Here is a 13,608-nt window from a genome sequence, read left to right as displayed (position 1 = left end):
GAGCAAAGAAAAGGCCGCCCGGGGGCGGCCTTTTCACTGAGGCTGGATTCAGGCGCGGTCGATGGTGTTCTTGACCGCTTCCTTACCCTTGCCCACGTTCTTTTGCAGTTTGCCTTCGGCTTCCTGGGCACGACCCTCGCCTTTCATACGCGAGTTATCGGTGGCATCGCCGACGCCTTGCTTGACCTTGCCGGCCACTTCTTTGGCGGTACCCTTGATCTTGTCGCTGGTGCTGCTCATATCAGTCTCCTTGGGATCGCACAGGCAGTGCGCTTGTAAAATCCGACTACGGCTCTAACCGGGTGGTTTCGACCACTCGTCGCCCAGCGTAGCGGCCAGGAGCCTCAGGAAGCTTTGGGCAGCGGCCCTGGAAGCCTTTAGACTTCCCGCCCTTTTTCGTGAGCGATTGCCCAGCCGCCGCCCCTTGGCGGGAACGTTGCGCAGGGCCGCCTCTCCAAATTCCACACCCCTTCAATGGAGACTTCTGATGTCGCTGAGCCAATTCGACAACCTGCCGGGCGTGACCGCCCAGCCCGACGCCGCCACCCGCGAGTTCGTCTTCAACCACACCATGCTGCGGGTCAAGAACCTGGAGACCTCGCTGGACTTCTATACCCGCGTACTGGGTTTCACCGTGGTCGATCACAAGGACTTTCCGGACGCCAAATTCAGCCTGACCTTCCTCGCCCTGGTCGATCGCAACCAGGTGCCGACAGACCCGGAAGCCCGCCAGCGCTGGCGCAAATCCACGCCGGGCATTCTCGAGCTGACCCACAACCATGGCACCGAGAACGATGCCGCCTTCAGCTACCACAACGGCAACAGCGATCCGCGTGGCTTCGGCCATACCTGCGTGGCGGTCCCGGACATCCGCGCCGCCTGCGAACGTTTCGAGCAGTTGGGCGTGGCTTTCCAGAAGCGCCTGACCGACGGCAGCATGAAGGAAATCGCCTTCATCAAGGACCCCGACGGCTACTGGGTCGAAGTCATCCAGTTCACCCCGCTGTCCTGATCCCTCCGGGCCCGGCGTCCGTCGGGCCCACCCTGCCTGCCCTTCTGAAGACATCCGACGACTTTTCGGCGCTTAACTGATACCGACTGGCTCCAAGCCATCGACGCCTGCTCATGCCTTTGGCGTACTGCTGGCGAATAGCCTTACCAAAGTCGTATTGCGACCCCAGCCAGCGACGTCTTCAGAGAGCCCATCATGAAAAAAAACAACAAGAATTCGAACGGGGATGTACAGCGTCCTCAGCCTGTTCGTCGCCTGCCTGCTGCTGGCTTGCCTGTATGGGTGGCTCAGCGCCCGGACCAGTGCCCAGCAGATCCGCGACCTGGATAGTCTGACCATGGAGCAGCTGGACAAGGTCAACAACGCCGCCACCTGGATCAGCCGCGCCAGTGCCAACTCTCATACCGCCATGCTCGATCGGGTCAATGGCGATGCGGCCAAGGCCGAAAAAGGCACGGTGCTGGCGCTGGAACGCCTGAACATCGCCCGCACGCTGATCACCGAGATGCTGGCCAGCACCACCGAGCCCAAGTTGCGCGGCCAGATCGATGCCATGCTCAAGGCCTTCGATGCCTACAAGGTCATCGTGGAAAATCAGATCAAGGCCTGCCGCGCCGGTGATCTGCCGGGCTACATCCGCATCAGCGATGGCGCCAAGGACGCCAGCACCGCCTTCGCCGACACTCGCAAGGTCTTTACCGACGAGATCACCGGGCGCATCGACGCCACCCTGGCCGCCTCCGACAGCCGCGTGCTGCAGGCCGAGATCGGCACCCTGGTACTGGTTGGTCTGACCCTGCTGCTGGCGGTGCTCTCCGGCTGGTTCATCGCCCGCCGGGTGCTGGCCCCGTTGAACGAAGCCGGCGAGCACTTCGCCGCCATGAGCGAAGGCGATCTGACCCGCCGCATCGAGGTGCGCAGCCATGACGAGATCGGCCAGCTGTTCGCCGGCCTCGCCACCCTGCAACGCCGCCAGCGCGACACCCTGGCCCAGCTCAATCGCACCGCCGAGCAACTCGACGGCGCCGCCCAGGAACTGGGCCAGGTCACCGCCCAGAGCAATCGCACCCTGAACCAGCAGCAACAGGAACTGGAACAGGCCGTGACCGCGGTGACCGAGATGACCACCGCCGTGGAAGAGGTGGCACGCAATGCCGCCTCCACCTCGGATACCGCCCGCGAATCCGATCGCCTGGCCACCGGCAGTCGTGGCCAGGTGGCCCAGGTCCTCAGTGAATTGCAGAGCATGCAGACCACGGTCAACGAAAGTGAAGCCGTGATCGCCAGTCTGGCGCAGCAGGCCAACCAGATCGGCAAGGTGCTGGACGTGATCCGCGCGGTCTCCGAGCAGACCAATCTGCTGGCGCTCAACGCCGCCATCGAAGCCGCCCGTGCCGGCGATGCCGGGCGTGGCTTCGCCGTGGTGGCCGACGAGGTGCGCAGCCTGGCCCAGCGCACCCGCCAGTCGACCCTGGAGATCGAGCAGATGATCGGCAACATCCAGGCCGGCACCGGCCAGGCGGTAACCGCCATCCAGCGCAGCAACACCCTGGCCGGTACCACCCTCGAGACCACCGAGCGCACCGGCCAGAGCCTGGAGCACATCTTTGTCGCCATCGGCGATATCAACGAGCGCAACCTGGTCATTGCCAGCGCCGCCGAGGAGCAGGCCCAGGTCGCCCGCGAGGTGGATCGCAACCTGATCAACATCCGCGAACTGGCAGGCGTGTCCAAGCGCGGCGCCGACCAGATCGAGACCTCCAGTCGCCAGCTCGCCGAGCTGACCCGCGAGATCCACAGCCTGGCCGCGCGCTTCCGCGTCTAGCCCGGCGCGCCGTCGCTCCCGGGAAGAGTCATCCCGGGGCAGCGGTGGCTTTACCCATCTTTACCTTTTCTTGGCATGACGTCGCTGCCGGTACAGGCGAAAATTGCCCCGGGCGCCCAGCGTGGCGCCGGTTTTCGCTACGGAGCTGCCTGACGTCATGACGACCTGCCCTACCCCGCGCGGCCCTCGCCTGAGGTGCCTGCTGCTGTCCGTTCTCGCCTCGCCCCTGGGCCTGCTGGTGCTGTTGACCGGCGTGCTGCAGCTGCTCGGTTCCGGCTAGTGGCGCAGCGTCCGGTCACCACAGCGACCGGACGCGCCAGGGTCACAGGCGGAAGCGCGTCACCAGCCCATTGAGGTCCACGGCCAGGCGCGACAGCTCGGCGCTGGCGGCGCTGGACTGCTCGGCACCCGCCGCGGTCTGGACCGACAACTCGCGAATGTTCACCAGGTTGCGATCCACCTCGCGGGCGACCTGGGCCTGCTCTTCCGCCGCGCTGGCGATGACCAGGTTACGTTCGTTGATGCCGCCGATGGCGCCATGGATGCGCTCCAGGGCATGGCCGGCACCGCGCGCCACTTCCAGAGTGGACTGGGCGCGCTCGGTGCTGCTGCGCATCGCCGCCACCGCCTGATCGGTACCCTGCTGGATGGTGCCGATGGAGGTCTCGATCTCGCGGGTCGATTCCTGGGTGCGATGGGCCAGCGCCCGCACCTCGTCGGCCACCACTGCGAAGCCACGACCGGCCTCGCCGGCGCGCGCCGCCTCGATGGCGGCGTTGAGCGCCAGCAGGTTGGTCTGTTCGGCCACGCTGCGGATCACATCCAGCACCTTGCCGATGTCGTTGACCTGGACCGCCAGATCGCCCACCAGGGTGGCGCCGTGTTGGACATCCTCGCTCATGGTGGCGATGGCGCCCACGGTTTCCTGCACCAGATCGCGGCCATCACGGGCCACACCGGCCGACTCCTGGGACGCCTGGGAGGTGTTGACGGCGTTGCGCGCCACCTCGTCCACCGCCGATGACATCTGGTTCACCGCGGTGGCGGCCTGTTCGATCTCGGCGTTCTGGCGTTGCAGACCGCGACTGGATTCATCGGTCACCGCATTGAGTTCTTCCGCTGCCGAGGCGAGCTGGGTGGCCGAGCCAAGGATGCCCTGCAGGGTCTGGCGCAGCTGGCCCTGCATGGTTTTCATGGCCTGCAGCAGGCGCGCGGCCTCGTCGCGGCCTTCGCTGTGGATCTCTTCGCTGAGGTCGCCGGTGGCGATCACCTCGGCCGCCCGCACGGCCCGGGCGATGGGCTGGGTGATGCTGCGGATCAGCAGCCAGGCGAAGACCACGGTCAGCAGCGCAGTGGCCGCCAGCAGCAGCACCAGCCACTGGATGGCATGGCTATAGTCGGCAGCGGACTGGGCGTTGGCGGCGGCGGTCTGCTGATCCACCAGGTCGGTGAGTTGCTTGAGCACGCCATTGACCGCATCGGAGTTGGCCAGCAGGTCTTCGTTGAGCAGCCGGCGCAGGGGCTCCAGCTGATCGGCGGCGGAAAACGCCAGCATGCGCTGCTGCAGACCGTCGTACTGGGCGATCAACTGGCCGTAGCGACCGTAGGCGGTGCGTTCTTCGGCGGACTGGATCAAGGCCTCGTAGCGCTGCTGGGCGGCGCGCATCTGGCCGTTGCGCTGCTGGAACAAGGCCTGGGTCTTGGCGATGATCTCCGGCTCGCGATTGAGCAGCAGACGATAGGAGAGCACCCGCAGGCGCAGGGTCAGGGCGGTCAGCTCGTCGAGGGCGGCCACGCGCGGCATGGCGCGTTCTTCGATGGCCAGGCCCGAGGCGCGGATATCGTTCATCTTGACCAGGGCGGTGCCGCCGAGCAGCAGCAGGAGCAGACCGATAAAGGCGAAACCGAGCGTGGCGCGCCGCGCGATGGAGAGGTTGCGAAAGGACATGGAGAGTTTCCGTTGAGCCTGGAAAGTTCCCCTATCGACCGCTGGCGGCAGATCCTGAGGCCAATTATCGACCTGGATGCGGACGGCTTGCAGGAGCATGCGTCGAGCAAAGCCACCAAACCCTTGTCTCATAGGGCATTGGAGCTATTGAAAGGCTGGCGAAAGGTCTAGGCTGCGGCACTGTGCCGCAGATCACAGGCTGGATGCAAAGCGGGAGAAAGGCGAGCAATCTCCACCAGCGGCATTGTGTTCACATTTTTGCACATCTTTCGCAAGCCACTGATCATCAAGGAAATCTGTTCGGCTATCGCGATTTACATTTTCTTCACGGGGAAAAGCGTGATCCGGTGGCGAAATGCAGGGTTCGTGTCGATAAAAGGGCTAAATGCACTGATCATGTCGCGATAATGGCGGGATGATCTCAGTATTAGTTTGAAATATCTTCTGCGTTGTCGGTCACGAGCTATTGTTTCAGCGTGGATTAAGGTTGTGTTCACCAAGATGCGACACCGGGTGCCAGGACACCGCCCGACTACGCGATGGATTGCCGGAAAATGAAGCCACCAGAGCCCGAGATGGCCGGGGCGTATCGAAGCGATGCCAGGGGGCGTCTAGCCACTAACCAGCGCTTGCCGCTGCCATTGCGTACTTGAGAGAGGTCAGAAACAGATGAGCGACAACACGGATACCTTCGGCGCACCCGACGAGGCCCTCCTGCAGCTGGTCGATGGTTTCAAGCGTTTCCGCCAGGATGTCTTTCCCGAACAGGAAGCGCTGTTCAAGAAACTCGCCAGTGCACAGTCGCCCAAGGCCATGTTCATCACCTGCGCCGACTCGCGCATCGTCCCGGAACTGATCACCCAGAGTTCGCCAGGCGATCTGTTCGTGACCCGTAACGTCGGCAACGTGGTCCCCCCCTACGGCCAGATGAACGGCGGCGTCTCCACCGCCATCGAATACGCGGTCGTAGCCCTGGGCGTGAAGCACATCATCATCTGCGGCCACTCCGACTGCGGCGCCATGAAAGCCGTACTCAATCCCGATCCGCTGGAAAAGATGCCGACGGTAAAGGTCTGGCTGCGCCATGCCGAGGTCGCCCGTACCGTGGTCGAAGACCATAGCCATTGCGACTGCGGCCACGGCGGCACCTTGGGTTTCCTGACCGAGGAAAACGTAGTGGCCCAGCTGGTACACCTGCGCACCCACCCCTCGGTGGCTTCGCGTCTGGCCAGTGGTCAGCTGCAGATCCACGGCTGGGTCTATTCCATCGAGACCAGCGAGATCAAGGCCTACGACGCCCAGCAGGAACGCTTCCTGCCCCTGGATGGCGAAAACATGCCAGTCGCCACCCCGCGTCCGCGCCTGCAGCAGGCCTGATCCACCGCGGTCATCCGGTTCGCCGGCTGGCCGCCCGGAGACGGGTCCCTGGACCCGTCCCTATAACAGCGCACCGCGCCGGACGATCCCACCTGGGGCTCCATCGGGATCGCCCACCCTTTCCGCTAGCCGCCTAAATCCCGCACCGTGTCATATGACGTGATATGACGCGCGGGCACCTTTTTCCTAGTCGCTGGAGGACCAGGACCATGCTTGGCAATCAACAGACCCCGGGGCGCAACCTGTCGCGCGACGCCCTGGCCTCACTCGTAGTGTTTCTGGTCGCCCTGCCGCTGTGCATGGGGATCGCCATCGCCTCCGGCATGCCACCGGCCAAGGGCATCATCACCGGCATCATCGGTGGCCTGGTGGTCGGCTTTCTCGCCGGCTCGCCGCTGCAGGTCAGTGGTCCGGCCGCCGGCCTGGTGGTGCTGGTGTTCGACCTGATCAACCGGCACGGCCTCGAGGCCCTGGGCCCGGTACTGCTACTGGCCGGTCTCATGCAGCTCGTCGCCGGTCTCACCCGGCTGGGTGCCTGGTTCCGCGTCACCTCGCCAGCGGTGGTCTACGGCATGCTCGCGGGCATCGGCATCCTCATCGTGCTCTCGCAGCTGCACGTCATGCTGGACGCCAAACCAGCGGCGTCGGGCCTGTCCAATCTGCTGGCCTTCCCGGGCGCCGCCCTCACCGCGGCCGGCCAGTGGAACGGCAGTGGCAGCGGCGCCCAGGCGGCGCTGATCGGCCTGCTGACCATCGCCAGCATGTGGCTGTGGGAGAAATTCCGCCCACAGCCGCTACGCTTCCTGCCCGGCGCGCTGATCGGCGTGACCCTGGCGACCCTGGCCAGTCTTTGGCTGGCGCTGGACATCCGCCGGGTCGAAGTGCCCAACAACCTGGCCGATGCCATCGACTGGGTGACCTTCGCCGATCTTGCCATGCTGGCCAACGCCGAGCTGGTGGTAGCCGCCCTCGCCCTGGCCTTCATCGCCAGTGCCGAGACCCTGCTCTCGGCCGCCGCGGTGGACCGCATGCACAACGGGCCGCGCTCGCACTTCGACCGCGAACTGGGTGCCCAGGGCATCGGTAACCTGCTCTGCGGCGCCGTCGGGGCGCTGCCCATGACCGGCGTCATAGTGCGCAGCTCGGCCAATGTCCAGGCCGGCGCCACCAGTCGCGCCTCCACCATCTTCCACGGCCTATGGCTGCTGGCCTTCGTCGCCGCCCTGCCCTTCGTGCTCAAGCTGGTACCGGTGGCGAGCCTGGCCGGCGTACTGGTGTTCACCGGCGTCAAGCTGGCCGATCCCAAATCGCTGACCGGACTCAAGCGCTATGGCCGCGCGCCCATGGCCATCTATGCCCTGACCGCGCTGATGATCGTCGCCACCGATCTGCTGACCGGGGTGCTGGTGGGCTTCGGTCTGTCGATCGCCTTCCTGGCGGTCAAGGCGGCACAGCTCAAGGTCAGCCTGACCTATCGCGAAGACCAGCCGGACCAGGCCGACCTACGCCTGGTGGGCGCCGCGACCTTCCTGCGCGTGCCCCAGCTGACCAAGGTGCTGGAGCAGGTCAAGCCGGGCACCACCCTGCATGTGCCCCTGGAACGCGTCTCCTATATCGACCACGCCTGCATGGAGCTGCTGGAAGACTGGGGCCGCACTCAGGCCAGCAATGGCATGCGCCTGGTGATCGAGCCCAAGGCACTGGAGCGGCGCCTGGAAGGTCAGGCCTCCGCCGGGCAAACGGTGATGTCGACCTAGGCGCCGGTTTGCTAGCGATGGCGGAGCCTTCTGGTCGCTCCGCCATCCGGCCGTTTTGGTAACGAAATGATGCAAAGACGCCTTGACATCAAGACGCTCCATTCGACCCAACAGTGGCTTGCCAGAGCATCTCGCTAAAATCTGGACGGCCTCGCCATTGGTCATATTGTGGACAATCTGTCCACAAATAGTGCGCAAATCAGCGGATAAAGGCCGAAGCCGGGGTCAGTCATCCTACCAACGGCTAATAGTCTGCTAATTAACTTTCGCTCTTCTCGGCTTTGCCTTATAACGCTATCTGGTTCGACTTTTGTCGCACCAACGATCTTTGTGTCGGGCCACCCTCTATCCCGGGGGTAATCGCTTTGCCAGGAAAGCCATGCGACGCCCACACGGCTAAAAATGACTCCACGAGAGGTAGCTATGCGCAAGCCTGAATTGGCGACTGTGATTGCAGAAAAAGTCGGACTTCCTAAGGAACAAGCCAACGTCGTGCTCAACACGCTGCTGGACGAGATCGCGAATGCGCTGCACCGCAAGGACAGCGTGACGCTGGTCGGCTTCGGTACCTTCCTGCCGCGTCACCGCGGTGCTCGCATGGGGAAGAATCCCCAGACCGGCGAGCCGGTCAAGATTCGTGCGAGCAACACGGTGGCGTTCAAGCCGGGCAAGGCACTGAAGGACAGCATCGAAGGCTGAGGATGAGGCGGCAGGGATGGCCGCTGCAGCCACAAGGCATCGCTCGTGCGATGCCTTTTTTGTGTCCGCGTGGCGCACGCGGAGCCGATCAGCCGATGGCGATCATCTCGAAGTCACCCTTGCCCACGCCGCAATCCGGGCACAACCAATCCTCGGGCACATCTTCCCAGCGCGTTCCGGGAGCGATGCCGTCGTCCGGCCAGCCCAGGGCTTCGTCATAGATATAGCCGCACACGATGCACTGCCATTTCCGCATGTTCTGTTATCTCTCAACCGGCTTCAGGTAGCGCGCACGCTACGCGAAAGCCTGGCAAAGGCCAACCGTGCCAGAACCCAGGCCGCTGCCGGTGGCTCTATAGCGGCTCTTGGCGACTGTCCGTCGTCCGCGTTCATCCGCTAGGCTAAGCCCATGACTTCCTCACCCTCCCCCATGCCCTGGGCCATCTATTTCGCCGTACTGGGCAGTGTCATCAGCGTGGGCCTGGCCATCGGCCTGTCGATGCCGCTGGTCTCGCTGCGCCTGGAGGGCTGGGGCTATGGCAGCTTCGCCATCGGTGTCATGGCCGCCTCGCCGGCCATTGGCATCCTGACCGGCGCCAGCCTGGCCGGGCGCCTCGCTTCACGAGTCGGCACGCCACGACTGATGCAGCTATGCCTGGTGACGGGTGCCGCCTCGCTGATTCTGCTGTCGCTGCTGCCCAGCTACCCCCTGTGGCTGCTTCTGCGCCTGGCGCTCGGCGCCATCCTCACCCTGATCTTCGTGCTGGGCGAAAGCTGGATGAACCAGGTCATCACCGATCGCTGGCGGGGTCGCCTGGTGGCCCTCTACGGCAGCAGCTACGCCCTGAGCCAACTGGCCGGTCCGCTGCTGCTGGGCGCGCTGGGTACCGAGGGTGACCAGGGCTTCTGGCTGGGCGCCCTGCTCATGCTCGGTGGCGCCACCCTGCTGCTCGGCCGCCAGGGCGCACCAGCCGCCGGCGGCCACACCGCCGCCTGGCAGGCGCTGCTGGATTTCTGCCGCGGCGCTCCGGCCATCGCCTGGGCGGTAGCGCTGTTCGCCTGCTTCGAGGCGATGATCCTTACCCTGCTGCCGGTCTATGCCCTCAACCAGGGCTTCGGCCAGCAACTGGCGCTGTACATGGTCAGCGCCGTGGTGGTGGGCGATGCTCTGCTGCAGCTGCCCCTGGGCCTGCTCGCCGACCGCCTCTCGCGCCAGGGCCTGTTCCTAGGCTGCACCCTGGGGCTGCTGGCGGTCAGCCTGGCCTTGCCACTGCTGCTGCACACCCCGGGCGTCTGGCCGCTGCTGGTGCTGTTCGGCGCCACCGCCGGCGGCCTCTTCACCCTGGCACTGATCCTGGTGGGCGAGCGCTACCGTGACGCCGAGCTGGTCAGCGCCAACGCCTGCATCGCCCAACTCTGGGGCCTCGGTTGCCTGGTCGGTCCGCTGGTCACCGGCGCTGCCAGCCAATGGCTCACCGGCCATGCCCTGCCGCTGCTGATGGCGGCCGGCGCCGCGGTATTGCTGGTGATCGTTGGGCGCCGAGGTAGCGCGCCGGTCACAGCAGAAACGGCAATTTAATGCCCAAACGCAGTTCTTAGAGTCGCGATTTTGGCATTATATTGCCGATAGTGCGCTAAGGACCCATACTACCGGCAGTATATTGCCGGAGGTCGTCCGTGAGTGCGCTGGTGGTTCAAACCTATCTGACCGGGCGTTGGCAGGATGCCTTACGCTTGGTTTTTGATGATCCGAGGCAAGGTCCCCAACAAGGCGCCTGCACCCTCAGCTATCTGGCTGCCTACCTGAGCGATCATCTCGACGATTTCGGCAAGCCCACAGCTGCCGCAGTGAGCGCTAATCTGCCTTTGAGCTGGGAAGTCGAGCGACTGTCCCATTGGCCGGCGTTTCTCCATGACATTCTCCCGGCCGGCGCCGCTCGCCGTTTTCTGCTACCTCGCCTTGGGCTGAGCGCAGCGGAAGCCACTCAGACCGACTTTCGGTTGTTATCACGCTGCACGCCAGCGCCCATCGGCCATTTGCGGATTCGTGAGTCGCTAGATGAGCGTGCGCAGACACCCTCCGTGGGCTTTACCCGTGAGCAGGTCGTCGCTCGCGATCAAGGCTTTCTGGAATATGCCTATGAGCAAGGTGCCGCCCTTGGCGGTGCAACCGGCGCGGGTGGTGACGCACCCAAGCTGCTGCTGACCGAAGATCCTCAGGGCCTGCTCCATCCAGATGCCACCCTGCGCGATGACCTGGCCTGCCGACATTGGCTGGTGAAGTTTCCACGCAACAAAGCTAGCGCCACGGACCAAGACATCCTGCGCAGCGAGCACTGCTACTATCAAGCCCTGAACGCCCTAGGACTGGAGACCGTTTCCGCAAACGGACTCGCCCTGGAAGAAGGCCGACGCCCCAGCCTCTGGATGCCACGCTTCGACCGCCGCACCAGCCCCCAAGGGGTGGAGCGTCTGGCCGTTGAATCTCTCTATTCGCTGACTCACACCCTGGTACCTGGTAGCTATCTGAATCATCTCGACGCCATTGGTGCCCTGACCAGGGTTTGGCGTGCAGCCGATCAGGACCAGGGGATACCGGCGCTGCTGGATGATTACCTGCGGCGTGACCTGCTCAATCAACTGCTGGGCAACAGTGACAACCACGGTCGCAATACCGCCATCCTGCGTGATGAGCGTGGTGTTCGTCTGACCCCCCTGTACGACCTTGCACCCATGGTCATGGACGAACAGGGCATCACCCGAACCAGCAAATGGCCCCTGCCCGTCGAGCAGGCGGGCGTTGTCGATTGGCACGCCGCCTGTCGGCTACTGGCCGAATGGGACGATCCGGAGCGGCTGTGGGATGCCCTCAAGAAGAGCGCCGAGGTGCTCCGTGCTCTGCCGGACCTGCTGCAGCCGGTATTGCCGCAGGCCACCTGGGAGCATCCGCGAATTCCGCTGCGGCGCCTGGATAGCCATCTGCGCGAGGCAGGGCTGCTATGAGTCTTGATGATCAAGAACGGCGGCAACGTACGCTGGATAATATCCGTGAGGGATTACAGACTGGACGCCTGAGCCTGGGCACTGGCATCCGACGTCTGCGGCGCGAGATCACCGGCCTTACCCAGACCGACTTCGCGCGCATGGCCCGTATCTCGCTGCGCACCCTACGGCAACTGGAGCAGGACGAAGGCAATCCCACGCTGGCGACGCTACAGGCGGTTTTTCGGCCCTTTGGCCTGGGGATGGGTGTCGTACCCTTGAAACGCCATTGAGCCCATGAAAAACGCCGGCACTGGGCCGGCGTTTTTCATCTCAAACCACGATCAGAACGCGGGCACCACGGCACCCTTGTACTTCTCTTCGATGAACTGCTTCACCGCCGGGGTGTTCAGCGCCTTGGCCAGCTTCTGCACGGCGTCGCTGTCCTTGTTGTCCGGACGGGCGACCAGGATATTGGCGTAGGGCGATTCCTTGCCTTCCAGCAGCAGGGCGTCCTGGGTCGGGTTGAGCTTGGCTTCCAGGGCGTAGTTGGTGTTGATCAGCGCCAGGTCGACCTGATTCAGCACGCGCGGCAGGGTCGCGGCTTCCAGCTCCTTGAACTTGAGCTTCTTGGGATTCTCGGCGATGTCCTTGGGCGTGGCGAGGATGTTGGCGCTGTCCTTGAGCGTGATCAGCCCAGCCTTCTCCAGCAGCAGCAGGGCGCGACCGCCGTTGGTGGCGTCGCTGGGGATGGCCACGATGGCGCCTTCGCGGACTTCGTCGAGCTTCTTGATCTTCTGCGAGTAGATGCCGAAAGGCTCGACGTGCACCTGGGCGACGGTCACCAGGTCGGTGCCACGGCTCTTGTTGAATTCATCCAGGTAGGGCTGGTGCTGGAAGAAATTGGCGTCCAGGCGCTTCTGGGCCACCTGCAGGTTGGGCTGCACATAGTCGGTGAAGACCTTGATCTGCAGGTCCACCCCTTCCTTGGCCAGCTGGGGTTTGACGAATTCGAGGATCTCGGCGTGGGGCACCGGGGTGGCGGCGACGCTGAGGGTCTCGGCGGCGTGGGCGGTCAGGCTGGCGGCCAGCAGGGCGGCGGTGGCGAGCAATTTCTTCATGGCAGTTTCCTAAAGCGGGGTGGAACCGTCGGCGCCTCTGCGGGCGTCGACGGCGGTGGAGCTAAGGCTCAGAAGGCGGGCACGACGGCGCCCTGGTACTTCTTCTCGATGAATTGCTTCACCTCGGGGGTGGTCAGGGCCTTGGCCAGCTTCTGGATGGCCGGATCATTGGCCTTGTCGGCGCGGGTATAGAGCAGGTTGGCGTAGGGCGACTCGCCGCTCTCGATGAAGAGGGCGTCCTTGGTCGGCACCAGCTTGGCTTCCAGGGCATAGTTGGCGTTGATCAGCGCCAGGTCGACCTGGTTCAGCACCCGCGGCAGGGTCGCGGCTTCCAGCTCCTTGAACTTCAGGTGCTTGGGATTCTCGACGACGTCACGCGGGGTGGCGGTGACGTTGCTCGGATCCTTGAGGGTGATCAGGCCCTGCTTGGCGATCAGCAGCAGCGCGCGACCGGAGTTGCTCGGATCGTTGGGGATGGCCACGGTGGCGCCGTCCTTGAGCTCCTTGATGTCCTTGATCTTCTGCGAATAGGCACCGAAGGGCTCGACGTGCACCGCCACCACCGGCACCTGGTCGCTGCTCGGGTTGCTCTTCTGGTAGCTGGCGTAATAGGGCTTGGTCTGGAAGTAGTTGGCATCCACCTGCTTCTGATCGGTCTGGCGATCGGGCTGGATGTAGTCGGTGAAGACCTTGATCTTCAGGTCCACGCCTTCCTTGGCCAGCTGCGGCTTGATGAATTCCAGGATCTCCGCATGGGGAACCGGATTGACCGCGACGGTCAGGGTCTCGGCGGCCTGGGCGGCCTGGGCGGCGGTGGCGACACCCAGGCCGAAGGCCAGGGACAGCAGGGTACGTTTCAGCGACATCTGGATTTTCCTTGTGCAAAA

14 protein-coding genes and 1 pseudogene are annotated in these 13,608 nt (G+C 64.3%); 9 read left to right on the top strand and 6 right to left on the bottom strand.

What is annotated here, in order from left to right; translation table 11 throughout:
* Positions 1-48: 48 nt before the first annotated feature.
* Positions 49-240 carry a CsbD family protein gene (locus tag C722_RS0104280; RefSeq protein WP_026083651.1) on the bottom strand — a complete coding sequence of 64 codons (192 nt, stop codon included), beginning with the start codon at positions 238-240 and terminating at the stop codon, positions 49-51.
* 247 nt (positions 241-487) lie between these two features.
* Here C722_RS0104280 and gloA point away from each other — a divergent pair, with 247 nt between their 5' ends.
* From gloA to C722_RS26640, 3 genes are all read left to right on the top strand, one after another.
* Entirely contained in the window at positions 488-1,012 is a 525-nt protein-coding gene (gene gloA, locus C722_RS0104275; RefSeq protein ID WP_017639315.1) for a lactoylglutathione lyase, read from the top strand.
* Positions 1,013-1,226: 214 nt separating this feature from the next.
* Positions 1,227-2,837, top strand: coding sequence for a methyl-accepting chemotaxis protein (locus tag C722_RS0104270; RefSeq protein WP_256204523.1), 1,611 nt, complete (start codon positions 1,227-1,229; stop codon positions 2,835-2,837).
* Positions 2,838-2,994: 157 nt separating this feature from the next.
* Positions 2,995-3,117, top strand: coding sequence for a hypothetical protein (locus tag C722_RS26640; protein WP_017639313.1), 123 nt, complete (start codon positions 2,995-2,997; stop codon positions 3,115-3,117).
* Between the two features lie 42 nt (positions 3,118-3,159).
* Here C722_RS26640 and C722_RS26920 read toward each other — a convergent pair whose 3' ends face one another.
* Both C722_RS26920 and C722_RS26915 read right to left on the bottom strand, forming a co-directional pair.
* Complete coding sequence (locus C722_RS26920; protein WP_371099768.1) at positions 3,160-4,023, bottom strand: methyl-accepting chemotaxis protein; 864 nt, start codon at positions 4,021-4,023, stop codon at positions 3,160-3,162.
* Positions 4,015-4,785 (bottom strand): annotated as a pseudogene (locus C722_RS26915) (MCP four helix bundle domain-containing protein); the annotation flags it as partial. The pseudogene C722_RS26915 and the gene C722_RS26920, both read right to left, overlap by 9 nt.
* 669 nt (positions 4,786-5,454) lie before the next feature.
* Between C722_RS26915 and C722_RS0104255 the strand changes: the two are divergent.
* The 3 genes from C722_RS0104255 (at position 5,455) to C722_RS0104245 (ending at position 8,618) form a co-directional block, all read left to right on the top strand.
* Complete coding sequence (locus C722_RS0104255; RefSeq protein WP_017639311.1) at positions 5,455-6,162, top strand: carbonic anhydrase; 708 nt, start codon at positions 5,455-5,457, stop codon at positions 6,160-6,162.
* A gap of 209 nt (positions 6,163-6,371) precedes the next feature.
* Entirely contained in the window at positions 6,372-7,919 is a 1,548-nt protein-coding gene (locus C722_RS0104250; RefSeq protein ID WP_017639310.1) for a SulP family inorganic anion transporter, read from the top strand.
* Between the two features lie 423 nt (positions 7,920-8,342).
* A complete protein-coding gene (locus C722_RS0104245; protein WP_017639309.1) occupies positions 8,343-8,618 on the top strand; it encodes an HU family DNA-binding protein in 276 nt (91 codons plus the stop codon).
* 88 nt (positions 8,619-8,706) lie between these two features.
* Here C722_RS0104245 and C722_RS0104240 read toward each other — a convergent pair whose 3' ends face one another.
* The gene (locus C722_RS0104240; RefSeq protein ID WP_007161456.1) at positions 8,707-8,874 is read right to left on the bottom strand and encodes a rubredoxin; all 168 of its coding nucleotides are present in this window, start codon (positions 8,872-8,874) and stop codon (positions 8,707-8,709) included.
* 174 nt (positions 8,875-9,048) lie between these two features.
* Here C722_RS0104240 and C722_RS0104235 point away from each other — a divergent pair, with 174 nt between their 5' ends.
* The 3 genes from C722_RS0104235 (at position 9,049) to C722_RS0104225 (ending at position 11,893) form a co-directional block, all read left to right on the top strand.
* Positions 9,049-10,197 carry an MFS transporter gene (locus C722_RS0104235; protein WP_017639308.1) on the top strand — a complete coding sequence of 383 codons (1,149 nt, stop codon included), beginning with the start codon at positions 9,049-9,051 and terminating at the stop codon, positions 10,195-10,197.
* Between the two features lie 98 nt (positions 10,198-10,295).
* Positions 10,296-11,621, top strand: coding sequence for a type II toxin-antitoxin system HipA family toxin (locus tag C722_RS24600; protein WP_026083650.1), 1,326 nt, complete (start codon positions 10,296-10,298; stop codon positions 11,619-11,621).
* Entirely contained in the window at positions 11,618-11,893 is a 276-nt protein-coding gene (locus C722_RS0104225) for a helix-turn-helix domain-containing protein (RefSeq protein WP_017639305.1), read from the top strand. The genes C722_RS24600 and C722_RS0104225 overlap by 4 nt, the downstream gene beginning before the upstream one ends.
* Positions 11,894-11,944: 51 nt before the next feature.
* Here the strand turns inward: C722_RS0104225 and C722_RS0104220 are convergent, their stop codons facing one another.
* Both C722_RS0104220 and C722_RS0104215 read right to left on the bottom strand, forming a co-directional pair.
* Entirely contained in the window at positions 11,945-12,721 is a 777-nt protein-coding gene (locus tag C722_RS0104220; RefSeq protein WP_017639304.1) for a MetQ/NlpA family ABC transporter substrate-binding protein, read from the bottom strand.
* Positions 12,722-12,789: 68 nt separating this feature from the next.
* On the bottom strand, positions 12,790-13,581 hold the full coding sequence (locus tag C722_RS0104215) for a MetQ/NlpA family ABC transporter substrate-binding protein (RefSeq protein ID WP_026083649.1): 792 nt from the start codon (positions 13,579-13,581) through the stop codon (positions 12,790-12,792).
* Between the last annotated feature and the right edge of the window lie 27 nt (positions 13,582-13,608).

Source organism: Pseudomonas sp. 313, from assembly GCF_000316965.1.
GTDB classification, from domain to species: Bacteria; Pseudomonadota; Gammaproteobacteria; order Pseudomonadales; family Pseudomonadaceae; genus Chryseomonas; species Chryseomonas benzopyrenica.
Note: the sequence above shows the minus strand (reverse complement) of the source record. Positions and strands in the feature narration are given on the sequence as shown.

Excerpts from the sequence above, each read along its gene's own strand:
- C722_RS0104280 (WP_026083651.1), bottom strand. The coding sequence starts at position 240 with ATGAGCAGCACCAGCGACAAGATCAAGGGTACCGCCAAAGAAGTGGCC.
- gloA (WP_017639315.1), top strand. The coding sequence starts at position 488 with ATGTCGCTGAGCCAATTCGACAACCTGCCGGGCGTGACCGCCCAGCCC.
- C722_RS26640 (WP_017639313.1), top strand. The coding sequence starts at position 2,995 with ATGACGACCTGCCCTACCCCGCGCGGCCCTCGCCTGAGGTGCCTGCTG.
- C722_RS26920 (WP_371099768.1), bottom strand. The coding sequence starts at position 4,023 with ATGCAGGGCCAGCTGCGCCAGACCCTGCAGGGCATCCTTGGCTCGGCC.
- C722_RS0104255 (WP_017639311.1), top strand. The coding sequence starts at position 5,455 with ATGAGCGACAACACGGATACCTTCGGCGCACCCGACGAGGCCCTCCTG.
- C722_RS0104250 (WP_017639310.1), top strand. The coding sequence starts at position 6,372 with ATGCTTGGCAATCAACAGACCCCGGGGCGCAACCTGTCGCGCGACGCC.
- C722_RS0104245 (WP_017639309.1), top strand. The coding sequence starts at position 8,343 with ATGCGCAAGCCTGAATTGGCGACTGTGATTGCAGAAAAAGTCGGACTT.
- C722_RS0104240 (WP_007161456.1), bottom strand. The coding sequence starts at position 8,874 with ATGCGGAAATGGCAGTGCATCGTGTGCGGCTATATCTATGACGAAGCC.
- C722_RS0104235 (WP_017639308.1), top strand. The coding sequence starts at position 9,049 with ATGCCCTGGGCCATCTATTTCGCCGTACTGGGCAGTGTCATCAGCGTG.
- C722_RS0104225 (WP_017639305.1), top strand. The coding sequence starts at position 11,618 with ATGAGTCTTGATGATCAAGAACGGCGGCAACGTACGCTGGATAATATC.
- C722_RS0104220 (WP_017639304.1), bottom strand. The coding sequence starts at position 12,721 with ATGAAGAAATTGCTCGCCACCGCCGCCCTGCTGGCCGCCAGCCTGACC.